This is a genomic window from Pseudoalteromonas sp. ASV78, from assembly GCF_047806705.1.
Taxonomy (GTDB): domain Bacteria; phylum Pseudomonadota; class Gammaproteobacteria; order Enterobacterales; family Alteromonadaceae; genus Pseudoalteromonas; species Pseudoalteromonas prydzensis_A.
This window is the reverse complement of record NZ_JBLOPA010000001.1, coordinates 21,698-46,642: the sequence shown is the minus strand read 5'-3', so window position 1 is coordinate 46,642 and position 24,945 is coordinate 21,698. Positions and strand designations below refer to the sequence as shown.

Annotated in this window: 21 protein-coding genes; 11 read left to right on the top strand and 10 right to left on the bottom strand. The window is 41.0% G+C overall.

The genetic code is table 11. The features are described from left to right. Window positions 1-88: 88 nt before the first annotated feature. Window positions 89-700: a flavin reductase family protein gene (locus ACMVDV_RS00180; protein WP_416159035.1), complete on the bottom strand. Its 612-nt coding sequence runs from the start codon at window positions 698-700 to the stop codon at window positions 89-91. Window positions 701-792: 92 nt separating this feature from the next. Here ACMVDV_RS00180 and ACMVDV_RS00175 point away from each other — a divergent pair, with 92 nt between their 5' ends. Beyond that, window positions 793-2,106, top strand: coding sequence for a DASH family cryptochrome (locus ACMVDV_RS00175; RefSeq protein ID WP_416156784.1), 1,314 nt, complete (start codon window positions 793-795; stop codon window positions 2,104-2,106). Window positions 2,107-2,187: 81 nt separating this feature from the next. Here the strand turns inward: ACMVDV_RS00175 and fucP are convergent, their stop codons facing one another. Then, window positions 2,188-3,450, bottom strand: coding sequence for an L-fucose:H+ symporter permease (gene fucP, locus ACMVDV_RS00170; protein ID WP_416159034.1), 1,263 nt, complete (start codon window positions 3,448-3,450; stop codon window positions 2,188-2,190). Window positions 3,451-3,718: 268 nt separating this feature from the next. Here fucP and ACMVDV_RS00165 point away from each other — a divergent pair, with 268 nt between their 5' ends. The 6 genes from ACMVDV_RS00165 (at window position 3,719) to ACMVDV_RS00140 (ending at window position 10,227) form a co-directional block, all read left to right on the top strand. Beyond that, window positions 3,719-4,936, top strand: a complete 1,218-nt coding sequence (locus tag ACMVDV_RS00165) for an ROK family transcriptional regulator (protein WP_416159033.1) — start codon at window positions 3,719-3,721, stop codon at window positions 4,934-4,936. Between the two features lie 335 nt (window positions 4,937-5,271). Then, a complete protein-coding gene (locus tag ACMVDV_RS00160) occupies window positions 5,272-6,237 on the top strand; it encodes a carbohydrate kinase family protein (RefSeq protein WP_416156783.1) in 966 nt (321 codons plus the stop codon). Between the two features lie 169 nt (window positions 6,238-6,406). Next, window positions 6,407-7,921 carry a deoxyribodipyrimidine photo-lyase/cryptochrome family protein gene (locus ACMVDV_RS00155; RefSeq protein WP_416156782.1) on the top strand — a complete coding sequence of 505 codons (1,515 nt, stop codon included), beginning with the start codon at window positions 6,407-6,409 and terminating at the stop codon, window positions 7,919-7,921. Continuing rightward, window positions 7,911-8,063, top strand: coding sequence for a DUF2256 domain-containing protein (locus tag ACMVDV_RS00150; protein WP_416156781.1), 153 nt, complete (start codon window positions 7,911-7,913; stop codon window positions 8,061-8,063). The genes ACMVDV_RS00155 and ACMVDV_RS00150 overlap by 11 nt, the downstream gene beginning before the upstream one ends. Window positions 8,064-8,152: 89 nt before the next feature. Next, a complete protein-coding gene (locus tag ACMVDV_RS00145) occupies window positions 8,153-8,707 on the top strand; it encodes a zf-TFIIB domain-containing protein (protein WP_416156780.1) in 555 nt (184 codons plus the stop codon). 377 nt (window positions 8,708-9,084) lie between these two features. After that, window positions 9,085-10,227, top strand: coding sequence for a N(5)-(carboxyethyl)ornithine synthase (locus tag ACMVDV_RS00140; RefSeq protein WP_416156779.1), 1,143 nt, complete (start codon window positions 9,085-9,087; stop codon window positions 10,225-10,227). An 80-nt stretch (window positions 10,228-10,307) separates the two neighbouring features. On the opposite strand, the gene ACMVDV_RS00135 is transcribed toward ACMVDV_RS00140, so the two are convergent. From ACMVDV_RS00135 to ACMVDV_RS00120, 4 genes are all read right to left on the bottom strand, one after another. After that, a complete protein-coding gene (locus ACMVDV_RS00135; RefSeq protein WP_416156778.1) occupies window positions 10,308-10,571 on the bottom strand; it encodes a biotin/lipoyl-containing protein in 264 nt (87 codons plus the stop codon). Window positions 10,572-10,599: 28 nt separating this feature from the next. Then, window positions 10,600-15,921, bottom strand: a complete 5,322-nt coding sequence (locus tag ACMVDV_RS00130; RefSeq protein WP_416156777.1) for a DNA repair ATPase — start codon at window positions 15,919-15,921, stop codon at window positions 10,600-10,602. A 67-nt stretch (window positions 15,922-15,988) separates the two neighbouring features. Beyond that, window positions 15,989-18,091 carry a flotillin family protein gene (locus ACMVDV_RS00125; protein WP_304184345.1) on the bottom strand — a complete coding sequence of 701 codons (2,103 nt, stop codon included), beginning with the start codon at window positions 18,089-18,091 and terminating at the stop codon, window positions 15,989-15,991. A gap of 62 nt (window positions 18,092-18,153) precedes the next feature. Next, a complete protein-coding gene (locus ACMVDV_RS00120) occupies window positions 18,154-18,777 on the bottom strand; it encodes a DUF1449 domain-containing protein (protein WP_416156776.1) in 624 nt (207 codons plus the stop codon). Window positions 18,778-19,055: 278 nt separating this feature from the next. Between ACMVDV_RS00120 and ACMVDV_RS00115 the strand changes: the two genes are divergently transcribed. After that, window positions 19,056-19,841, top strand: coding sequence for a putative porin (locus tag ACMVDV_RS00115; protein ID WP_304184343.1), 786 nt, complete (start codon window positions 19,056-19,058; stop codon window positions 19,839-19,841). A 65-nt stretch (window positions 19,842-19,906) separates the two neighbouring features. On the opposite strand, the gene ACMVDV_RS00110 is transcribed toward ACMVDV_RS00115, so the two are convergent. Next, window positions 19,907-21,397: a dipeptidase gene (locus ACMVDV_RS00110; RefSeq protein WP_416156775.1), complete on the bottom strand. Its 1,491-nt coding sequence runs from the start codon at window positions 21,395-21,397 to the stop codon at window positions 19,907-19,909. Between the two features lie 182 nt (window positions 21,398-21,579). Here ACMVDV_RS00110 and ACMVDV_RS00105 point away from each other — a divergent pair, with 182 nt between their 5' ends. Together ACMVDV_RS00105 and ACMVDV_RS00100 are read left to right on the top strand one after the other, a co-directional pair. Next, window positions 21,580-21,750 carry a DUF2986 domain-containing protein gene (locus ACMVDV_RS00105; protein WP_304184340.1) on the top strand — a complete coding sequence of 57 codons (171 nt, stop codon included), beginning with the start codon at window positions 21,580-21,582 and terminating at the stop codon, window positions 21,748-21,750. Between the two features lie 297 nt (window positions 21,751-22,047). Beyond that, the gene (locus tag ACMVDV_RS00100) at window positions 22,048-23,448 is read left to right on the top strand and encodes a pre-peptidase C-terminal domain-containing protein (RefSeq protein ID WP_416156774.1); all 1,401 of its coding nucleotides are present in this window, start codon (window positions 22,048-22,050) and stop codon (window positions 23,446-23,448) included. 53 nt (window positions 23,449-23,501) lie between these two features. Here ACMVDV_RS00100 and ACMVDV_RS00095 read toward each other — a convergent pair whose 3' ends face one another. Next, on the bottom strand, window positions 23,502-23,654 hold the full coding sequence (locus tag ACMVDV_RS00095) for a hypothetical protein (RefSeq protein WP_416156773.1): 153 nt from the start codon (window positions 23,652-23,654) through the stop codon (window positions 23,502-23,504). 4 nt (window positions 23,655-23,658) lie between these two features. Then, window positions 23,659-23,802, bottom strand: coding sequence for a hypothetical protein (locus tag ACMVDV_RS00090; protein WP_416156772.1), 144 nt, complete (start codon window positions 23,800-23,802; stop codon window positions 23,659-23,661). On the opposite strand from ACMVDV_RS00090, the gene ACMVDV_RS00085 reads away from it, so the two are divergent. After that, complete coding sequence (locus ACMVDV_RS00085) at window positions 23,801-23,968, top strand: DUF2986 domain-containing protein (RefSeq protein ID WP_416156771.1); 168 nt, start codon at window positions 23,801-23,803, stop codon at window positions 23,966-23,968. The genes ACMVDV_RS00090 and ACMVDV_RS00085 overlap by 2 nt on opposite strands. 27 nt (window positions 23,969-23,995) lie before the next feature. On the opposite strand, the gene ACMVDV_RS00080 is transcribed toward ACMVDV_RS00085, so the two are convergent. Then, window positions 23,996-24,877 (bottom strand): DUF1444 family protein, encoded by an 882-nt coding sequence (locus ACMVDV_RS00080; RefSeq protein WP_416156770.1) that lies wholly within the window; start codon window positions 24,875-24,877, stop codon window positions 23,996-23,998. Window positions 24,878-24,945 lie beyond the last annotated feature (68 nt).

The window sequence follows — 24,945 nt, the reverse complement described above, 5'->3', positions numbered from 1 at the left end:
TTATTTTTAGCAAAGATTTCGCCGCTATTGCAGGCTATTTATTTGCATCGCTATGGATGGCAGATACGCCATAGCTAGAAAACTTAAGTCAAAGTTCAGGTCGCGCTAAACTAAACAATGCTTGTGTAGTCGCAAAATCATTGCCGCCCATTTTACCAACCGTGTTTAATAAAGCGGAGTCGATATAACCATCAACAAGTACGCTGTCATCAATATAAACCCCTACAATATCGAGTAACATCATTTGACCACCGGCCGGTTGTGCAGAAATTGTGATCACCTCACGTAATCTGCATTCATAACGCACTTTAGCTGCTGCTACACTCAACGGTTTTACCAATTTACTAGCCGTTGCTGCGATACTCACAGCTGCAAATTCGCTCACCTGAGATGGGAAACTGGCACAGCTTTGATTCATTTGTTCCACCAGCTCGTGGCTAACTACGTTAATAACGCACTCTTGTGTGGCCAGTAAATTGTTTAAGGTATCTTTGTTTTTATTATCGGAAGGGTTTACCTGAGTCACACTCAATACCGGTGGATTAACACTGGCCACGGTAAAGAATGAATACGGTGCAATATTCGCCACGCCATCAGCGCTTAACGTACTTATCCACGCGATAGGCCTTGGCGTGATCCCACCAACCAATTTACTGTATGCCCCTTTTTGCTCGTCAGGATCGGTTAAATCAAAATACATCATCACCTCATTAAATTTAAACTCATTAAACTAAACGCCTTGTCACTTTGTTACGTATTAAAAACAAAGTAAATAAAAAACGCTTTATAACTATGACACACTCTTTGTACTGGTTTACCAACGATTTACGACTAAGCGATAACGCACTAATCACATTGGCTGCAAAGCAAGATACCGCACTTAGCTTGGTATATTGTGTTGACCCTCAATGGTTTAAAAACAACCGCCATGATTGCCAAGCAATGGGACTACATCGCTGGCAGTTTTTAGTGCAATCTTTACAACAGCTAAACAATACCCTGAAAGACTATGGCCAACATTTAGTGATCTACCATCAAGCTGCTGCTGAAGTGATTGCTCATTATTATCACCACCACAACGTGCGTACTCTGTATTGCAGTGAACAAATTGGTTACGATGAGCGACAAACACTACTCGATGTAGCGAAAAATCATGGTGATCTTGTTATTAAACAAGCCAATACATTTACCTTATATGACAACCAGCAACTTCCTTTTGCTGTTAATGAATTGCCAGCAACATTTAGTCAATTCAGAAAGCTAATTGAGCAAACAACGCCCACTATAAATACACTTTTAGATCCTCCAGAGTACATAGCCAGACCTTTAATTGCTGCAATGCCTTGGCCAACTACATTGCCTAATGTCAGTAAAGAACGATCGTTATTCGCAGGTGGTGAACAAAGTGCTACTAAGCATCTCGTTAATTACTTTTCAAGTGCGAGTCCGTCTACCTACAAAGAAACTCGCAACGCCTTAGCGGGCATTGCAAACTCAAGCAAATTTTCTCCTTGGCTTGCTAATGGCTGCATTAGTGCCCGGCAAATAGTTAATGCTTTGCGTAATTATGAGCGCATACACGGCGCAAACGACTCAACATACTGGATTTATTTTGAATTACTATGGCGTGAATACTTTCAACTATACAGCGTGTGTTATGGCAATAAGTTATTTTCTTTTGCTGGAATTACCAAGCGTAAGCCACTAACCAGTTTTTACCCACAGCGATTTAAACAATGGTGTACAGGCACAACACCGTACCCCATTGTCAATGCGTGTATGAAACAACTGAATCAAACCGGCTATATGTCAAACCGTGGCCGGCAATTAGTCGCCAGCTGCTTGGTAAACGAGCTCAAGCTAGATTGGCGCTTTGGCGCTGCTTATTTTGAGCAACAACTGATTGATTACGACGTGGCATCTAATTGGGGAAATTGGCAGTACCTCGCGGGTGTAGGTGCAGATCCTCGCTCGGGTAGGCATTTCAATTTAGTAAAGCAAACCCAAACCTACGATGCTAATAATGAATTTATTAATTACTGGCAAGGTGATGAGGTACACGGCATAGACTCGTTAGATGCCGCAGATTGGCCGTTAAGCAGTTAATAATGCTTAAAGAATAGCGGTGGTGAGAACAAAAGTGGTGGCACACAAAACCGAGCCATTAAGGCTCGGTTTTGTACCATTTTAGCAAGGTGCAACATTATTAAATGTTCTAATTTTTGTTTTTAAATCAAACGCCGCATAGCCAGCCACAATAATAAAGCAGCCTGCTGGCACAATATAAGAAAAAGCGACACTATAGGTATCGATAAACACCGCCTGCAACACAGGTATTATCGCTCCACCTAAAATAGCCATTACCAAACCGGCAGCGCCTAACTTTGCATCATCGCCTAAGCCGTGTAGTGAAATCGCGTATATAGTAGGAAACATTAACGACAAACAAGCCGATATACTCACTAACGCCCAAACGCCACTTATAGTTGGCATTTGCACCATATATAAACACAACAACGTTGCAACAATAGAGGTTGCCATTAAAAGTTTAGCCGGGCGAATAAATCCCATAAGCCATGTCATCACAAACCGAGAAACTAAAAAGGTGAGCATACTGTATTGTAAAAACATTCCGCCAGTCACTTCATTTGTATCAAGTGCTTCCATAACGTATTGAATGGTAAACGTCCATACACAAGTTTGTGCCGCAACATTAAAAAACTGCGCAATAACGCCAAAGCGGTAATGGGTGTTTTTAAATAAACGCTTAAACGTTGCACGAAAATCGACATGCTTAGACACTTTTTTTTGCTTACAAAAGTTAGCTGTTTTAGTAAACGCAATTGCTAACCAAATAAGCACCAGCACGCAGGCCATACCCACATATGGCACCATAACCGCATCAAGCTCAGCGCTTATAACGCTAGTTAATTGCTCGCTACTCATCTTAGCGCGCTCGTCTGACGTTGCGATATTTAGGCTAGGTAAAATAAGGGTTGCAGCTAAAAACACACCAATATTAGTACCAACAGGGTTAAACGATTGCGCTAAGTTTAACCTGCGAGTGGCACTTTGTTGACTGCCCATCCCCATCACATAGGGGTTTGCTGACGTTTCTAAAATAGATAAACCACCGGCTAACACAAACAAAGCCGCTAAAAAAAAGCCATAAGTCATTGCTTGGCTGGCTGGGTAAAACATAAATGCTCCCATTGCAGCCATACCCAAACCGGTTAACACACCCGTTTTATAGGAAAAGCGTTTATTGATATACGCAGCCGGAATAGCTAAGCAAAAATAAGCACCATAGTAACTAAACTGTACCAGTGCAGATTGCACTGACGACATTGTAAAAATTTTACTAAACACTTTTACTAGCGGATCAGTCATATTTGCCGCCGCCCCACATGCTGCAAAGCATAGAACGAGCAAAATAAAGGGAACCACCATCTCCTTGGAGACAAGAGGTGTTTTTTGTGTGTGTGTGGTCATTGCCGTGTCTCAGTTGTTAACTTTGAGTAAAGCATTTAAACAGGTAAATACCACCTCGTCAATAAATCAACTATAGTTACTTATTATTTATCAGCTAATTTAATTGTACTCTATCGAAAATTTAATAATAAAAATGAGCCTAGTAATAAAGCCAACACAGTCGCCAATTACACACGCTCAGTGTACAATTAATCAAGTTATTCAAGATAATAACAACTAGGCAGGAATAATTATCAAAGCTAAAAACCCTCGACTCGCCTCACAAGAAGGCCGAAGTCAATCCGGTCTGCGTGCCCATAATGAACGTCGAATTATGTCATTAATTCGTCAACAAGGTAGTGCGCCAAAAGCTGAGATAGCACAAAAAACGGGCCTTTCTGCACAAGCCGTTACTGTTATTATCAATAGCTTAGAAGCCGAATCGTTACTAATAAGAAAAGCACCGCAACGTGGTCGAGTTGGCCAACCGACGATCCCATTTGCGTTAAATCCAGATGGTGCATTTGGAGTTGGCTTAAAAGTAGGTCGACGCAGTTTTGATTTAACACTGATTGATTTGGTTGGAAATATACGCGCAACCTTGCACGAAAACTGCGCCTACCCGACCGTAAATAGTCTACTGACCTTTTTAAAAAAAGGGATCAACGTACTTAAAATGAGCTTAAGCGATGAACTAGCTGAGCGTATTTTGGGCGTTGGCGTTGCCACTCCTTATGAAATTTGGCACTGGACTGAAGAAGCCGGTGCTCCAAAAAAAGTAATGGAAGAGTGGAAATCTTTTGATTTTAAACAAGAAATAAATCAAATTGTGCCCCTTCCGGTATATGTATGTAATGATGATACCGCAGCATGTTCAGCAGAATTAAGCTTTGGTAACCCCGCTCGCTTTAGCGATTTTTTATATATTTTTATCGGCACCTTTATCGGTGGTGGAGTCGTTATAAACGAAACCTTGTTTACCGGTAAAAAAGGTAATGCGGGGGCTATAGGCTCGCTTCCTAGGCCAAGACTTAATAGTGAAGGCCAACTAACATCGCAACAACTGATCATGCAATCGTCACTGTATATCCTCGAAAAAATGCTCAAAGATGATGGTTACAACACCGACATACTATGGAGTTCAAAGGAATACTGGGGAGACTTAGGCCCAGTACTCGATAAATGGATAGACCAAGTTGCAGATGGTCTGGCCTACGCGGCATTGTGTTCGCTGGCTATTTTTGATTTTGAAGCGATTGTGATTGACGGTGCAATTCCTATCAACGTCAGAGAAAAAATAGTTGTCGCAACAAAGTGTAAATTAAGCCAAGCCGATCACCGTGGTATTAATCGCTGTGAGGTAAAAAGTGGCTCTATTGGTGCTAAAGCTCAGTCAGTAGGTTGCGCTAACCTCCCGTTACTTATCAACTTTTCTCAAGATAATACGAGTATTTCACACAACTAATAAGTTTTAAATTTAACAAGCAGCCCGTAATAACTATGGCTGCTTTTTTATTTTCTAAATGTAAGGTAAAAAAATATCCCTGCAACAATCACAAAAATTGTACAAAAAATAATAAATGATAATAGTTGATTTATTATTTTAAGTTCTCTACATTCAATTTACAAATTTGATAACACTGGTGAGATGAGTTGATTCTAGAAGGTACAAAAGATACATAAAGCGACGTATTTTTTGACACCAAAATCAATAACCGCCTTAGTGGTCAAGGCTTAGATTTAACCAAGGGTATCGTTTAAACGCGGCGATACCCTGACAATTTTTATAGGAATAACGTAATGGAAGTAGTTGCAATTGGTGAAGCCTTAATTGATTTACTCTCAAATGATTGTATAGATAAAACAATATTAAGCAGCGAGCTAGGATTCACTCAATTTGCTGGAGGGGCGCCCGCAAATGTCGCTGTCGCCGTTGCAAAGTTAGGCGGTTTGAGCTCATTACTTGGTAAGGTCGGCGATGATCCGTTTGGTCATTTTTTGATAAAGGCACTCGCTACCCATAATGTTAAAACATCACATGTGAGTTTTTCTAAAAAAGGGAAAACTGCATTAGCCTTTGTCTCATTAGATGAAAGCGGTGAACGTACATTTGATTTTTATGATAAAGACGCCGCGCATTATGATTTGCAGATCACCGATTTAACCGCCTCTTTATTTACAGCCCCTAAAATAGTGAGTTTTTGCTCAGGTTCTTTAGCTAAAGCTAACGTATTAAATACCACGTTACATGCGCTAAAACACTTTAAAGAAGCAAACTCGGTTATATGCTTTGATATTAACTTTCGACCGGCCTTTTGGGATGAACCGCTCACGGCCCCATCCATTATTGATGATATAGCTAAAACGGTTGATGTTATTAAAGCAAGTAAAGATGAGCTGATAGCCCTGTATGGCATTGAGCATATTGAAACCACAATAAAAAGCTGGGTAGACAATGGCGTGTCATTGGTTTTAATGACTGATGGTGGCGAGCCAATTACATTTTCCTCATGCTCATTTAGTGGTACATACCCTTGCCCACCAGCGAATGTCGTAGATACCACAGCTGCCGGTGATGCTTTTGTAGGCGGTTTTTTATACCAAGTAGCTTCGCTAGTAAGTGATAAAAACGAATTTACTTATTGGGCCAATAATTTTGAAAAAGTATTAACAGCAATCGACTTTGCAACTAAGTGTGGCGCCTCAACTGTCGCAAAGTTTGGTGCGTTCGACGCTTTACCAACGCATGAAGACTTGCCTGCCTGAGCACTTACAATCAACCAGCCTATTTGTAATCTCTATACTAACGACTAAAACTCATATTTTTAGTTTTAGTCGTTTAACAAAATCGCTTTTAAACTACTTTTACATTTAATACGTATAAAACTATTTATGCCTAATTATTTATAAACGATACGGTTTTGATATCACCAGTATGAAAGAAAAAATAAACATAGTCTGGTTTAAACGTGACCTACGCCTAAGCGATCATCAGCCTTTAAAAAATGCGTTTAGTAATGGCCTGCCCACACTATTAATTTATAACTTTGAACCTTTACTGCTTGAAGATGGGCATTACAACGAGCGGCATTGGCGCTTTGTCTATCAATCAATTGTTGATTTAAATACCCAACTAGCTCGCTTTAATAGCCGCGTGTATATATTTAATTCAGACATGCAAACCCTGCTTGAATCGCTCAATACGCAGTTTGCAATCACAAACATCTTTAGCCACCAAGAGATAGGGCTAAATAACACCTTTGAACGTGATAAAGCCATTAAAACATGGTGCCAACATAACCATATCAACTGGCTGGAGTCACCAACAGGTGCTGTGATACGCGGTAAAAAAAATCGCAATAATTGGAACGAACGCTGGCAACAAACCATGCAAGCACCTATTGCTATACCTAATTGGAAGCAAATAAAGCCACTTACCCTTACTGACTATAAAACACCTAAACTGCCGAGTGCCTATACACAAGATAATGAACTTTTTCAACAAGGTGGCCCACGACTTGCCCGTGAAGTAATGCAAAGCTTTTTTGCTGAGCGTGGCAAGGGTTATCAAAAAAACATATCCAGCCCAAGTTTAAGCCGTACTCATTGCTCTAGGCTATCGCCCTATTTAGCATGGGGAAATATCAGCCTTAGGCAAGTGTATCAAATGGCGATTGACGCATACCATAGCACTCATGCTGATAAAAAAGGTTGGCAGCGCCCCCTTGCTGCATTTGTATCTCGGCTGCATTGGCATTGCCATTTTATGCAAAAGTTTGAAAGCGAATGCAGCATGGAATTTAAAGCATTAAATCTGGGTTACCATGTATTTCCTTATCGTGATGACGCACAGGTTACAAGCAATATTCAACGCTGGGCGCAGGGGCAAACCGGCATTCCTATTATTGATGCCTGTATGCGCTGTTTAAAAGTCACCGGTTATATTAATTTTAGAATGCGCGCTATGTTAGTGAGTTTTGTTACCCATCATTTAAACATCAGCTGGCAACAAGCAAGCCTGCCGCTGGCTAACTATTTTTTAGACTTTGAACCGGGGATTCATTACCCGCAAATTCAAATGCAAGCTTCGGTTACGGGCATTAATACTATTAGACATTACAACCCAATTAAGCAATCGGAGGATCAAGACCCAACCGGAGCGTTTATAAAAAAATGGTGCCCCGAACTTGAAAAGCTCCCCATTGAATATCTACATCAACCTTGGGAGCAAACGCCCATGGAAGCACTATTTAACGACTTTAAACTAGGTGAAGACTACCCAGAGCCGATGCTTGATTTAACCAAAGCGTCTAAAGAAGCGAGAGAACGGCTTTGGCAATATCGTGAACGTATTGAGGTTAAGCGCGCTATTCCTGCGATTTTAAAAAAGCATGTAAGCATCGCCCCTAGCTCAAAAAGTACCAAGACAAACCATCACAATGGCTCATAAAAAACTAACTTTAGCGCAAAAAACCTGCCCCACTTGCAAACGTGATTTTGCTTGGCGTAAAAAATGGCAGCGCGACTGGGATAACGTTATTTACTGCTCAGAGCGTTGTAAACGCAGTAAAGAGCTAAAGCTAACCCCTTAGTTAAATACAATAACCTTTGTTATCAACTCTAAAAATACGGTAATATCACCGTTATTATTAATAATAAATAGCATGAATTAAGGGATACTATGAATTGTACAAGTTGTGGTAAAGGGTTACTTAAACCAAGCTTTATTGAAGGTCAATTTCGTTCACACACATGCACGCACTGTAATGGCCACTGGATACTAATCGAAGACTTTGCAGCTTGGAAAGAGCGTAACCCAACCTTTGCATTTGCTGACAACATCTCATTCGAAGCCGACGCTACAGACACGAAAAAAGCATTAATTTGCCCAGTATCGGGGGTCATTATGCGTAAATTCCGTATTTCATCAGCAACTGACCACCGTATAGATTACAGCGCACCAGTAGGTGGGATCTGGTTAGATGCGGGTGAGTGGGAACTACTCAAAGAAGAAGGCTTAGCTGGTACATTGAATGCGGTAGTAACCCAGCAATGGCAAAACCAAATTAGAGAGCAAAGTACCAAGCAAAACTTTAGTGACATTTATGCTGATAAATTTGGCGCAGACACTTATGCAAAAGTGAAAGAACTCAGAACATGGCTTAATGCCCAACCGCAAAAAGCAGATTTGAGAGCCTACCTAATGGCTGAAGACCCATATTCTGCTGAAAAGTAAGCTGCTAAAAAAAGTGGGACTCGCTGTATCGAGTCCTTTTATCACACAATACCCCTGTGTCTTTGTAGTTGTTTAATTTTCTTATTGCTGTGTTAAGCGCATACGCCACTGTTTTACTGTTATACTCAAACGCTAATACGCAGAAGCCAATCGCGGCTATGCCATATTTACTTTCAACTTGTCATTCTATGCAAGTTAACCACCTGATTTAAAACTGCTTTATATTAAAAACACTAATTTAGTAAATAACAAAACCCTTTACTGAGCACCATTGTTTACAGTCAAGTGTTGCGCTTGCCTGTAAAACAGCCCACAGTTTGTTGGCGAAGTAGCATCATTCGTTTATGAACTCAGCATACTTTAAACAAGGCGATAGCATGAGTGAATTAACTATTGGCGTAATTGGTACGTCACGTAAGACAGATGAGCGACGTTACCCCATCCACCCAGACCACCTTAAGCGCATTCCAGAACAACTTAGAAAACAACTGATCTTTGAACAAGGCTACGGCAAAGCTTTTAATGTGAGCGATGCGCAAATAGCCGCATTAACCGGTGGTGTTGCAAGTCGCAGTGATATTTTAACCAAAATAGGCAGCGTGATCATCGCCAAACCGGTGCTTGCTGATTTACAAGAACTACGTGAAGGTGGCACCCTTTGGGGCTACGTACATTGCGTACAACAACGCGAAATAACCCAAGCTGCAGTTGATAGAAAACTCACTCTCATTGCGTTTGAAGATATGTTTGTATGGTCACCACAAGGCAATGTTGGCCGTCATACTTTTTATAAAAATAACGAAATGGCCGGCTACTGTGCGGTGTTACACGCACTGCAGCTCAAAGGCATTGACGGACATTACGGTGATCAGCGTAAAACCATCATCTTTAGTTTTGGTGCTGTTAGTCGCGGTGCAATTTATGCACTCAAAGCCCATGGTTTTAGAGATATTACGATTTGCATCCAGCGCCCCGATCACGAAGTACGCGAAGAGATCCTCGACTGCCATTACGTTAAAGTTCGCCAAGGTATTGAAGGCGAAGCCCGCATGATGGTGGTTGAACACGATGGTACACAACGGCCACTAACTGAGCTGATCAGCGAAGCCGATATTATCGTAAATGGTACTTTTCAAGAAACTGCAAACCCAGTTAATTTTGTTATTGGATCTGAAGCGGACTGCCTAAAAGCAAACAGTTTAATTATTGATGTAAGCTGTGACGAAGGTATGGGGTTCTTTTTTGCTAAACCCACTACATTTGCAAATCCGATGTTTCGCTATGCAACCACGGATTACTACGCGGTTGATCATACACCTAGTTATTTATGGGAAAGTGCAACACGTTCAATCTCTGCCGCCATGATTGTATACTTACCAACAGTATTAGCAGGCAAGGCACAATGGCAACAAGATGAAACCATCCGCCGCGCGATTAATATTGAAGACGGTATAATCAAAAACACTGCGATTCTAGCGTTTCAAAAACGCCAATTAAACCCGCCTTATAATGCACTTTAATTATTAAAGGCGGTTGATTTTACAAACATCAATGATCAAGCCGAGCAGCTAATCCTGCTCGACGAGTTCATCTGCAAGAGTCATTGCTCTGATGTTGTTTGCTCAGCAACGGCTATTTCTCTTAGTTGCATCACCACTTGATCTGATATAGCTAAATCTCCTTGCTTGGCACTAAAGCTATGAACAACCCCGGCAGAGGCAGCAACCACTTCCAACACCACTTTATCAAAATCAACATCAAATAAAGTTTGGTTTCGTACTACGGCATCCCCCTCATTCACATAAATTGCCGAAATCGTAGCCTTACCCATCACTCCTTTTAGTTCAGGTACTTTGATATCCATATTGCTTCCTTAGTGATTAATTTAAATGCTATTTCGCGCCCCATGCAGCAATCAATTTTTCAAACTGAGCCTGCACATTATTACTGTTGATACCTTGAGTTTGTTGGTTAATCGCATTAACAAGCTCAGTAAATGACGTTTGGTTATTATTACTGGTAACCGCTGCGGTGAGCGCATTCACAGCCTCGTTATTATCAAGGGCTGCAAGTTGCTCTGTTAACGCCTGCAACTGTGACTGACAGTTATTACCAGCAATAGCACGGCTTAATTGCTCTAAACTTGCCATATAAGGTGTTTGCACAAAACCATTATCAAGCGATTGCGCTATGCTGCTCATTGCTTGTTTATTATCTAAACTTTGTATATTCACACCAACACTTTGTAGTAACTGGCTGTAATCGTGGCTTAGGTTGTTTTTACTGAGTTTACCGGCGATCTCTTCCAGTGATTGATGCAAATAACCCATTTGCTCCACCGCCATCATCACCGGACTGCCAGCGCCATCAAGTTTATTTAAACGTACAAAGTCACCTTTAATTTGACTAAAGCGCTGCTGCTGTTCGGCGCTTAAGGTGCCACGCAGTTCACCGAGTTTAAGTAGGTTCTCTTCAGAGCCTTTGCTGAGCGTTTGCGCTTCACCGCGATAATGGTCACAAATCAAGTTTTCTAGTTCTTCGTCATTCATGGCAGCGACTACTTTTTCTGCCATTTTATTCATATTACGGTAGCTGCCTTGCAGTTTAAATGGCGGCTCTGTACGGTAATTATTATCTTGCGCGGCTGAGGCAATATACTGAGCGTTCACTTTTAGTACGGTATTACGAATAGTGATTAATCGCATCAGTACCGCTTTAATTTCGTTAACTTCCGCTTGTGAATAGCCGTGTTCAAGCTCATTTAATGAAATATCTTCGCCTTGACACATCCGCACTAACTTATATAAATCTTCCATATTGCGATTAGCCAATGGCGCTAATACTGCATTAGAGGTTAGCGCATTTTCTATAAAGCTCATGGCAAACTCTTGCTCACAGCCGGCTAGTGTGTCGCCAAGATTATAAATATCGGCGCGGTTTGCCAACATATCAGGAATTTTAAAACTCTCGCCAGACTCCGTATACGGGTTACCAGCCATCACTACCGCAAACTTTTTACCGCGTAAATCATAGGTTTTACTTTTACCGTTCCACACCCCATCAATACGTCTTGAGCCATCACACAAAGAAATAAACTTTTGTAAAAACTCAGGGTTAGTATGCTGAATATCATCCAAGTAGAGCATCACGTTATTGCCCATTTCAAAGCTCTGATTGATTTTTGCAATCTCTTTTTCAGCAGTAGCATTAATGGCTTGAGCAGGATCGAGTGACACCTGATCGTGCCCTATCGACGGGCAATTTACTTTTACAAAAGTCAGCCCTAAACGGTTAGCAACGTATTCAACTAAGGTGGTTTTACCGTAACCTGGCGGCGAGATCAGTAATAACATACCCATTAAATCAGTGCGTTTGTTTTTACCTGCTGAGCCAATTTGTTTTGCTAAGTTATCACCAATAATTGGGAAGTACACTTTATTTATCAGCTGATTACGTACAAACGAGCTAAGTGGCCTGGCTTTAAATTCATCCAGTTGCAGACGCTCTTTTTGCGCCGCTAAAATATCACTGCGCAGTGCATGATACTGCTCAAAAGCCGGTACTTGCTCAGTGATGTATTTCCGAGTTCTGGCATAAAACTCTGCATAATCAACATGTAAAGTTTGCTCTTGCACTCGTTTATGTTGCCCCATTAAACGCTCAACGTGGGTGTTTGGGGTAACGTCCAACACAGTGTATTGTAATGATGTGGTGGCACTGAGATGCAAGTAGTTAGCCGCTTCCGCCTGTACCATTGCCGACACTTTCGGACTTTGCATGCAGTACGCATTAAGCCAACTTAAAAATAATAATGCCCGCTCATCAGTTTGCTTGACGTTCTCACAGGCCTGAGCAAGTTCGTTGCTATAACCTTTGGCTTTAGCGTCACTACTAAACTGTTCAGCCAAATTTTTAGCTTGCTGAGAAACGATAAATAACTGTTGCTCCGCGGTTGTTTGCTGCGCTAATTGCTGTACTAAATAAGCAGCGGCCAAGTCAGTGGATAAATCAGCAAAACGTGCAGATAATTTGCTAATTTGCGGCAAAAAGTCGTTGATCTGTTCACTTAACTGCGCGGTTAGCGTGCCGATAAAACTGCTCGCTGCAAAGTGTTTATCCATCAAAATAGCATTGCTCGCTTGATGGAAATATTCGTTCAGTTGTGCGGCTGACAATTGCGCACTAAATAACTGCGCAATAATACGACAACTAGCCGGATAAATAAGTAAATCCAGACTATTTTTTTGTGTCAGTAAGGTGTCAATAATTGCCCATGCATCGTGGTCATGAATGCCTTTTTCATAGCCTTCTTGATAGCGCGGCTCGGCAAATTTTTGCACCAGCTGCAATAACTGTTTATCTCGTTGTGCCTGCTCTAATTGTGCAAAAGTCAGCGAATGCTCACTGTTTTCACAAGCGAGTAATATTTGTGCAGCTAAATACTCACCACGATAAACCAACTCACTTTCCGAAACTAATGTTTGTTGCCACAAATGACGGCTTTGCTGTAATGTTTGTAAGCTTTTCTCATCTGTTATTGGCTCAAAATAATCAGTACCGGTTAAGTGCAGCATCAGCTGCTCGTCACGCGGCAATAAGGTTAAATCGAGTAATTGCTTATTAACACTAAAGGCGTGCTTACCAATACTGACTGTATTACCGCCGTCAGTGAAAATATCTTGTTTATCACGTAACGAACGTATGCCCTGATCTTTACTGGCTTTTAGCTTTGCTTGGATATCATCGGCACGAATTTCATCGCCTAACTCTTTAAGCTCGCTAGTCAATGCGCGCAGTTTGCTGATCATAGGATCGGCAGCAAAATAAGTATTTAATGCATCAAGCTCAGTAAAGCTTTGTGCACGGCGGTTAACGCCTTGCAATATCCGCTCGGCGGCATTGGCTAAATTCAATGCGCGGCGCTGGCGGGTATCAATTAAGCTTTGTTTATGCGCTTCAAAGCTTTCGTATACGTCATCCCGTTTAGCAATGATCTCTGTCAGGTATTCGTCAAAGTCACTAAATTGCGATTCCAGCTCTTCAAGCTGAATAAGCAAACGTGAAAGTTGCTCGTCACACGCCTCTGGGGTTTTAGCATTATTTAGTGCGTTGGTAATACTTTGCGAAAAAAGCTTAAAGCGTGCGGCAAATTCAGCTTTAGCTTCAACACTGCCAAGGCTCTTTTGGCGGATTTCAATACTCGCTTTAGCACGATTAACCAACGCATAAACAGCACTGATATCTTCGAGGATTTGCGTGCGCACACGGCTGTCGTCGATGTCTAAATCCAGCATAGTGTGGTTAAGTAAGTCCAACTCCACACTTTGCGTATCTAACTGGGCGATATAGGTTTTCAGCTCGCTAACGCTTTCGCTTTTACTGCTTAGCTGTTCAAGCTCGTTCAGTTTTTCGTGGTACGGCGCCAAGGCGCTATCTTGTTGTAAAAACGCAGCAGTTGCTTGGCTTACTTCCACTAGCCGTGCATCAATTTCAGTTTGTAAATTATGCAGTGCCGCAATATCTATATATTTAATATCTTCAAGGCTTATTACTTGGCCTTTGAGCATTTTTAAGGCATCAATACCTTGCACAAATTGTGGTGCAGTTTTAAAGCTATTAGGGCGAACTTCGCGGGTTACATCAGTGTATTGCTTATTAATATCCACCAAGGCTTGCTTGGCTTTGTTTTGGATCTCGGTGACTTTTTCAAACTCATCAAGCACTTGCTCAGCGGTTTCATTAATGCTGTGAAGGTTTTGTGCGATTTCTGCAAATTCGCCTTCGTTAAGCCAATGATAGCGGTCAAAGATATTCCGACTAAGGGCAATTAAATCTTCATAATGAAATAAGGTCGGGCTTTGCTCGCTAATGGCTTTACAGACACTGTATAAATCAGAAATACCGCGCACTAAATCGGGGTTGCCTATTTTACCAAAAAAGCTAGTAAGTGGCGGCGCATTGGCTGCAAATTCAGCGGATACAAATGGGCTTTGCCAAATTTGAATCGGGTGTACTCGCTCCGCTTGGTCTTTATCGGCCTTAAAGGTCAGCGTTATACCATCGTTGTAAATAGCATAACCGTGACAGTAAATCGGGTTTTGCAGGTTTTTATCAATGATATTGTAAGCAAATAGTGCGTAACGCCCTTCACTTGGCTCGTAAAACACGTATAAAACATCTTCGCCATTGGGTGACTTTATATATCGGTGAAATTCTAAATCTTCTATTTGCTCTTCAAACGAGCGTGCTTGCCCTGATTGTAAGTAGTAACCGCCAGGGAAAATAATGCCGTGATCTTCAGGCAAAGTAACACATGCACTACCGATTGCATCTTGGCGCATCACCTGCTGAGTGCGGGTGTTATAAATAAAATAACGCCATGTTTTTTCACGGTATGGGAGAATTTTTAGCAGCACTAAGTCGCCTACCAGCGCGTACTCAACCTCGCTGTCAGCAAGGGATTGATTTTTATCATCAACAGCTTCTTGATAAATCCCTTCACCAGAGTCTGTGCTGTTTTCTATTTTAATGGTCAATGAGCCACCAATGGTTTCAACAAACACTTGATCGGCGATGTTGATATGCGCGTGACGGCCTTCTATGTGGTTACTGCGGTCAGTTTTGAGCCATTCAAAATCATAGTCATGGGCGTGTTGAATATCACGCTCACCGCGGTTATCGATATAATTAATGGTGTTGTCTGGGTGAATTTCCCAGCGAAAAACCCGCACATCCGATAACTTGTCACCGATTTGGAATAGCGCAAACAGCTTGCCATTTTGTTGATATAAATGCTGTAGGCTGGTTTGTTTGTAATAGGTATACAGTTCTTCAAAATCACGAATAAAACGACTATCGGTTAAAAAACGCGTTGTCTCTGGGTAAGGCTCAATTTCGTAATGGTCGTCTTGCTGCACCAGCTTTTGTACACTAAATACATCACTGATTGCGGTTGCTTTTTTTAATCCCAAAAATACGTTGTAAGCAAAAATGACTTTGTCGCCAATAATCACGATATCGCGCGGGGTACAGTTTTGCTCAGTGCGAACGCGAACACGCCCTTTTACCTGTAGTTCAGTGCTGCCAAACTCGTTAATACGCTGTGTATTTACGTCATCTATTTGCGTTTTTAAACTAGCACCAAAATTATTTAAGCGGCGTTTAATTAAATCGTACGAGCCTTGCTCTAGCGCTTGTTGAGTTGCGTCCGTCATGAAACCTATCCTGAAATTTAATAGAAGTTAGCCGCAATAGTTAAACTATTGCGGCTAAGGGTATAAGCTAGTCTTTTGGATCTAGTTTAATTTTCTCATCTAACCCACCACCTAAGTTACCGCCTAACATGCTTAGTAATTGGCTTTTTTCAGCCGCAGAGGTATTACTTAACTGCTTTAATAACTTACTCATGTTGAAGTTTTTAAGTGTTTCTGCTGAGCCATTCGCCCCAGCTAACACCCCTTTTAGGTCTTCAATTAAATTACGATCACCGTTTAAGTGATCTTTAAATACGGTTTGTACGGTTTTACTTTCATCAACTAAGCCATCAATTGATTTACCTAAACTGATCGCACTCATAAATTGATTAAAGAACTGACCATCGCCGCCCATAATATTGATATCAGCATTACCTAAGGCTTTCGCCATAATGTGTGCTTGGTGCTCGGCGATGTCTTTGCTAGCTGAAATTTTTGCTAATACCAGCTCTTTTTGCTGGTTAAGCTGCAACGTAAAGCTTTCGTAATCGCGAGCATCTTGATCCATCGCATTCAAGGCTTGTAGCTTCTCTTCTAGGCCTTTTGCTTCTGCACGCATCTTACGCTCAAGGTTAATCGCTTCTACTTCACCTTGTTTTTCATTCGCATCAGCCATCGCTGTTTGTACTTGCGCCTGAGATAACCCTATTTCACGGTTACCTTGTGCTTCAGCTTCCAGTTTTTGACGCATTACTTTAGCATCAGTTTCACCTTGAATTGCATTTGCTTCGGCTTTCGCTTTAATAACATCCGCTTCAGCAAGCCCTTTAGCAGCGGTTTCAACTTGCTGCGCATGGGCCAGAATCTTTTTCGACTCAGCTTGTTGATTAGCAATTCTAAGCTCGGCATTGGCCATTGTTTCAAGCTCACGAGCTTTATATTCTGCGGCTTGCTCTTGCGCTTTTGCAGCTTCGATGTCTTTTACTAATGACTGCTCGGCTTCGGCTTTGGCACGAATGATCATCGCACTCTTCTCGCGCTCTGCACCTGCGAGTACTTTCACATCTTTAATGCGCTCTTCTTCTTCGGCCACTGATTTTTCAACAATCACGCGATCACGCACTACATCGGCAATTTCTTTACGTTCTACTTCCAGTGCTTTTTCTTTATTGATGCGCAGGATTTCGGTTTCTCTTTCACGTTCGATCACTTCAATTTCACGTGAACGAGCAACTTTTTCTTCTTCAATACCCAAAACGCGTAAGCGGTTTTGCTCGGCAATATCAAGCTCACGTTGCTTATTTTGCTCGCTAATGCCAATCGCTTCTTCGGTTTGAATACGGGCTTGCTCTGATTTTAAGCGCTCTTCTTGGCGTACTTTTTCAGCTTCGGCGTATTCACGGGCTTTTACAGTTTCAATTTCGCGCACTTGACGTGACATAGCGTCTTGCTTTTGACGCTCAATTTCCAGTGACTTTTCAGTGGCTTCTTGATTTTGGATCTCAATCTTAGCGCGTTCATCACACTTCAATTGATTGGTCGATACATTTTGTACTGCGGTCATTTCAGTGATCCGGCGAATACCTTCGGCATCAAGAATATTTTGCGGATCAAGCTTATCAATCGAGGTTTGTTCAAGGTAATCAATAGCCACATCTTCAAGGGTATAACCCGATAAATCTTGGCCAATCACTTCTTTGATGTTATCGCGAAATTCATTTCGGTGAGTAAATAACTCAACAAAATCCATGCGTTTACCAACAGTTTTTAGCGCTTCTGAGAACTTCGCTTCAAACAGCTCTTGCAGTGTGTCGTGCTCCGATGCACGGGCGCAACCAACTTGCTTAGCAACGCGTAAAATATCTTCTTTATTTTCGTTAACACGAATATAAAAAGTAATGGCGATATCAGCGCGAATATTATCTTTACAGATCAAACCGCCCTTATCTTTACGCTCCAGCACCATGCGTTTAGTTGAAATGTCCATCACTTCCATTTTATGGATCACTGGGTAGACAATTCCGCCCGTGGTGGTGACATCCGGCTCGCTTTTCATTTTATTAATGATCAGCGCTTGGCCTTGCTCTACCTTGCGATAAAACTTGCCAATGATCAGCAAAATAGCAAAAATAACAGCGATTGCTATACCTACAAAAGTCAATATAGGTATGAGGTTATCTAAAAATTCCATGTTATGTCCTAACGTGATTATCGATTTATTATCTGTTACGTATACCTAAATTATTTAGGCCATTACCAAGGTTTGGCGGTAATTATGTAACAGTGTTGCTCTTTGAGGTGTTCAAGCAACACTGCGGTGTCGCCTGATGTAAACTGCTCGTTATTCTCGGCTCTAACTTCAATTAACTGCTCTGTGCCTTGAAATTTAACCCGTGCTTGGCCAAATGTATTGGTTACTTTGCCAGTGGCAACAACACATTCTAAACCGAGTAAATCTGAACTTTGCGAGGTTTGTGCGCTGCGAAAAAAGCGCTGTAACGGGCGTGAAATAATGGCCGCAACGGGTATCGCGATTAATAAGCAAGCGACTAGCATTAACACGCCAAAAATATAAAACCAAATACCGTCGCCTAGCAGATAGGCAAAAAACTTGTGGGCATAGATGCTGAGCAACCAGCTGCTCATCACTACGAGACTAATAGATACAGTAATTGGAATACCGCCAAAACCCATACTAAACCATGAACTCAATCCTGAACTTTGCGACGCATCGGCTTCAATTTCAAGATCTGACTCAAACATATCAATGTCAGCAAAGCCAATAAGGGTTATTAGCCAAAACAACATCACAACTAACAACAGGGCTGAAAAAATCACAGTGGGGAAGGTAAGCGCTAAGTTTAAAAATTCCATCATTACAACTATCCATTTATTTTAAACGCAGTAGGCGGTAAAACTTTTTATCATTTAGTCGCGTAAATGTTAAGCGTTTTATGGAAAATCAAGGTTGTTAATATAAAAAATTGTAAACGAGCTACTACTTTTTGATGTAAATTTAGCTTAATTAAAGACTTAAGGGCTAAATTAATAGTGAAGTAGAACTAGCAATCAATATTAATTGGCTATAACATTCGCGCTTTATTTTTGTACCCGCAGCAACGAAACTATATTTAAATCGCCAAGAAAGGACACAAATGCGTTATTTTCTGCCTATTTCATTACTTGCATTATCTTGCTCTGCCACTGTTAATGCGCAGCAGTCTGAAACTCGTCAATGGTTTAACTCAATTCAATACACAACCTTAGAAAATACAGGTTATGACTATGACACTATGTACTTATCGAGCCATTACTATTTTGCGCCGCAGCAAAACTCTGGCGTATGGGATGATTACGGCTACTTAGACACTGATTCAAATATCAAATTAGATTATTCCAATAGTGATTTAGCCAACAGCTTTGGCGTATTTGGCGAAGGCTTTTACGGTAACTGGTTTGCAAACTTAGAATTTTCTGATTTGAGTGAAACAGATGATTACTCTGTAGGTGTTGGTTATTTATTTGCTGACGATCTAAAAGTATCTGTGCAAATGCAAGAGTTTGAAAATACCGACACAATCTATCGGTTTACAGCGCAATATAACTATCAACTTAATGATAGCGATTACCTAGGCCTTACAGCTAACACTGACGATGAATTAGAAATATGGAGCTTATCAACTCGCTATTTTGCACATCTTTATGCTGATAGTTATTTAGCTGTAGATGTTGCTTATCACTATAATAACTTTAATCCTTATATAACTAGCCTTGCAAATTATTATTTTAATCGCCATGTTGCGGTTGGTGCAGGTGTTGCTGATTCTAAATTATTACTTGAAGCTAAGTACTTCATTGATAGTCAATATTACTTCACTGCTAACTTTTTCGACAGAGCGGACGGTGAGGCATATAGCATTAAATTTGTAGCTCAGTTTTAATGAGTGAAAAATCAAAAACGCCGCTATTTAGCGGCGTTTTACTTTATGGGTATAACCGGCCTAAGTTACATATTACCCAGCTTTATCATCATTGCTGTATACATTTTAAGGTTTAACTTAAGTTGCTCTAAGGTAATAAACTCATGCTCTGAGTGGCCGGTGTAGCGCTTACCTGGCATTGATGGCCCAAACGATACTGCATTATCAAATAACTTTGCATTGGTACCGCCGCCAATAGATACAAATCCAGCCTCTTGATCACCGGTAAAGTGTTTAAAAATATCTAATAATGCTTGTGCATGAGGTGCGCTGTCGAGCAACATTGGCGTGCCAATCACCACATCAACACCAGATAACGTTACGTTATTTATCACTTGCCAATTACTCAGTGCGGTATCAATTTGCGTACGTAATAGCGCTTCATCTTTACCCATTGGACGACGTAAATTCACGGCCAGTGTGAGTTCATTACCATCACGTTCAATAAGCGTTGGTGCTACTGTCATAGGTCCCATAAAGTCATGTTCATAAGCAATATCACCAAACTGTTTGCCATGTATATCAAGACCAATTAGCTGATTAATAAACGCAATAGTTTGACCATCACTGTTATTCTCAAGCTCAACACCTTTAAAAACTTCCGCTAAGTAAGCAATCGCGTTAACCCCAGATTCGGGCTCTGATGAATGGGCAGACAACCCTTTTACGCTGATAACAACACCATCAGCTTGCTCGCTAAAGTTAAATTCCACAGCGTTAAGCGCACTCGCTGCATGTTTAAGTTTGCTGACTAACGCAGTATCGGCGTTATGTAATACCACACTCGCATCTTCTGGTATTTGGCTTTTAAAAGCGCCGCCAGTAAGTTCACTTACATACACCCCTGTTTGTGCTGAGGTAGCATTAAACGTTGGTGCAATTAAGCTCCAACCTTTTTCCGCGACAACCACTGGGTATGACGCATCAATAGTGACCGCATATTTAGGCTGCTGATAACTTTTCATAAACTCTTCAAGCGGCCCCCAATCAGACTCTTCCGCTAAGTAAATCATCAGCTCAATACGGTTATCAAGCGTTATCCCTTGATCTTTAATCGCTTTCATCGCATAAAGTGCGGTGGCAATGGCGCCTTTGTCGTCTTCTGTTCCACGAGCAATTAATTTACCAGGCTCTGAGGTACTATCTATTTCAAACGGGCTTTTTTTCCACTTATTCGGGTTGGCAGGTTGCACATCGCCATGGGTTACTATGGTTACTTTATCTGTTTGCTGACCCATACCAATTAACACTGTGTAACCTAAATCTTGGTAATCAAAACCAAGCTCTGCAGCTTTCATTTTTAAAAGCGCTTTAAAGCCAATAAAGTCGGGATTATCGGGCGTATTGATGCCGTCTTTATTAACCGTCGGGAATGATACTAAATTAGCTAAGGTATGAATTTGCGCATCTTGATATGTTTTGACTGCGTAGTCGACAGCAGCATCGCTGTGGTTATTAATATTGGCATTAGCATTAAGTGCTAATAATGCAAAACTTGCTAAAAAAAACTGTTTCAAAGCGAGATCCTATTTAAATTGAAAGACCAAATTAAGCCCTAAGTGTAACGCTGTTGGTGATCATGATGCCAGCTTTGTCACTGCCATCGCGGCTATTTTCTAACCAGTAAATAATTCGATAGCTTATAGTACTTATTACGCTGTATACTATGCCACCATTTTTAAGCGTATAAGCCACCCCGATGAATCGCAGAAAGAAAATCGTTACAAAGTTTAATAACAAAGATAAGCGCGCAAATGCAAAATTACATAAAAGTAATAAGCCTGCTTATGTGTCTAAAGCTGAACGTGAAAGATTGGCACTACTGGCTCAAGAACAGCAAATAGACACTTTAAACCATGAAGCGTGTTGATAAATCAATAAAAACAAAAGCTTGAGATCAAAGTGAAATAAAAGTTAATAAATAGTTGCAAATAAAACCTTCAGATGTAATATTTAGTATTCAGCAACAATGCTGAAACACACCAATAATCACTTAGGAGGCATAAATGAACAAACTATTTATTATCGCTCCTAGTGCTCCTCAAGAATGTTCTGTCAACTATCATTTAAGTGAATGGTTCGACGAATAAAAAAACCTGAATAATTTAAAAGCAATAATGCCTCGCAGTAGGAAGGCTTCTATGTAATTAAAATTCAGGTAACAATAATGAAAAGAAAACTCTCAATTCTTAATGGATCACTAGCCGCGTGCATGTTTTTTTCGTTTGCAAGCAATGCTTGCTTAACAAACGAAGTTGAAGCAAACGACACTGAAAGCAATGCAAATACCCCACTTTGTAGTAATACCACCGTTGCAGGCTCGTTGAGTCGCAATGATACTGATTGGTTTAGCTTTGAAGTAACTCAAGTCGGGCCTATTGAGGTCAACCTTGACCACAACGCTAACGACGATTTTGACTGGGCATTATACCAAGAAACAGGAGCTGCTGTTGCCGAAGGGGCAACTAGCAATGTACCAGAAACAGGCAGTTATAGTGCACAAGCAACGGGTACTTATTATGTAAAAGTAACGCGTTACTCGGGTACGGGCTGGTACGATTTAACGGTCAATTTTGGTGAAGGTAGTAACACCGGTGGAGGAAGTGGCAGCGGTGATTGTGGCTATAGCTCTCGCCCTGCAAAGCCAGGTTCATTACAAGCATATTTACAAGGTGGCAGTGCTGATTCATGCAACACATTAACAGCTGATCAAGGTGCTGTATTACTGATGGGCGGTGGCAGTGATGTTGATCAAGCATTTAGTAATCGCGTTGCTAACCATGTTGGCAGCGGTGCCGATGTTGTTGTGCTTAGAACCTCAGGTACTGACGCCTACAACGATTATTTATTGAACTTAATGAATGCCGACTCAGTAGAAACACTGATCATTGATACTCGCAACAAAGCGAATGATGACTATGTTGACTGGGCTATCCGCAGCGCCGAGTTTGTCTGGATTGCAGGCGGTGATCAATCAGATTATCTCAATCAATGGCAAGGCACAAAAGTACAAACCGCTGTGCAACATGTTTTTGATAAAGGTGGTGTCGTTGGCGGAACGTCTGCAGGCATGGCGTTAATGGCAAACAGCGTGTACGACCCAGATGGCGTTGCTGGCGCAGTATCCGATGAAGTAGTCACTGACTTTTGCCATGAAACACTTAACTTCAGCAGTCGCTTTATTGATGTGCCTGTTTTAGACAATAGCTTAACCGATACGCACTTCCAAGAACGTGACAGAATGGGCCGCGCCATCGTGTCTTTAGGCCATCACAGCAATCAGCACTTTTCTATCGCAGCCAGTGAGGCAACCTCACTGTTTATAAATGCAGATGGTAATGGCATTGTTGATGGCAGTGCCGAGGTGTATATTTTCAAAGAAACCTCTCGTACAGTACGTCAGACCTTACAATGTGGTAGTGCCGTTGATTATCAAAATGTGAGCCGAGTTAAACTATTACCAGGAGACAGCTATAATGTGATTACTCATTCGCATAACAGCGCACAGCTCGATGTGAGTATTGACGGTAATAGCAGTAATTTTTACTCACCGACTAACCCTTACTAACTCAGCACTTAATAGTCAATAAAGAGGAGCCCCTTGGGCTCCTCATTTTATTTTTAAAACGCGTAGCTGAAGCCTTGGCTCATATCAATTTTAAAATCAGCAATACTGACTCCGTCTAACGGCTGTTGATAATACTGATCAAGTAAGTTAGTAGTTGCCAACCTAACGGTTAGCTTGTCCCATGTCGCCTTGGTTGTTAGATTCACTAAGCTATAGCCAGCTTAATGAGTTTTGCCATTTACCGAGTTGTTGCTCAAGGACTATTTTGCTGTGCAATGGCATTATTTGATATAACGACTCATCACTGTCATCACGCTCACCATGGGTGCTAGTAAGCGCGTGAAGATAAACCATGAACCGCAGAAAAAAGATCGTTACTAAATTTAATCAAAAAGATAAGCGCGCTAATGCTAAATTACACAAAAGTAATAAGCCTGCTTACGCTTCTAAAGCTGAACGTGAAAGATTGGCTTTACTTGTTGAGGAACAACCAGTTGCTTTAGTAAATGATGAAGCGTGAAAGTGAACACGTTTCTCTCGTAAGCTTCTAAAGGTCAATTTGCTGCCAGCTATCGTCTTTGAGTGTATAGATATAGGGTGATATTGCATAAGCAAGCTCAGGGAATTGACTGTAAGTGATCCCTGCTACAGACATTACTGCCTTACTATCACTTTTACTGGCGATAAGTAAAATATTGCGACTAGGTATGCCAATAACAACCTCCCCAGAAATTTTTTGTTTAAGTAACTTTTTGAATGATGGCGTAAGAATAGCTGTTGCTTCATAATTTTCATCAGCAACTAACATATAAACATCACCATGATCTCCGATGTCTAATTTTTCTATTTTTGCATTAATGGTATTTAAATATTCATCTAAATTAGCGATTGCTTTACTTCTTAAGTTACGACTTGATAACGCTAAGCTTTGAAAGTCTTGTTGAGTAAGAAAGCGTAAACTATCAGGTGAATCTATTGCATAAAACACCAATAGCTCACCTGTTAACTTTTCATAATAAGGCTGCTGTATTTCGTTCACTCCCGCAGCTGCTAGCTGACTTTTCACTCCATCTAAATAACTTTGTGATTTTATCACTGGCCGTAACTGGCTAATATTAAGTACATCTGATTCATCTAAATTTTGATATTCAACTTGACTGGCGATAAAGTCTGTTAACGCTTCATCCATACTTGCTTGCCCTGAAATATAACGTGCATAGCTATTTGCTAAATAACTCGTTACTTTTAAACCATTTTTAAACTCAATTTCAATGACAAGATCATCTACATGATTGAAGGTTGCTTGCTTGAGTGCCAATTTCGCACGTTCAGTATACTGACGTGTAAATTCTTGCTCCGAAGTGCTAGCGGCAAATCCGGGGATGCTAAATATACTTATTAACACAAATAAAAGAGGGTAAAACTTCATAGCTTAGATCCTTTAACTATTCATTATTTTTAATGAGCTAATAGTATGTTTTAAAAATAACATTAACA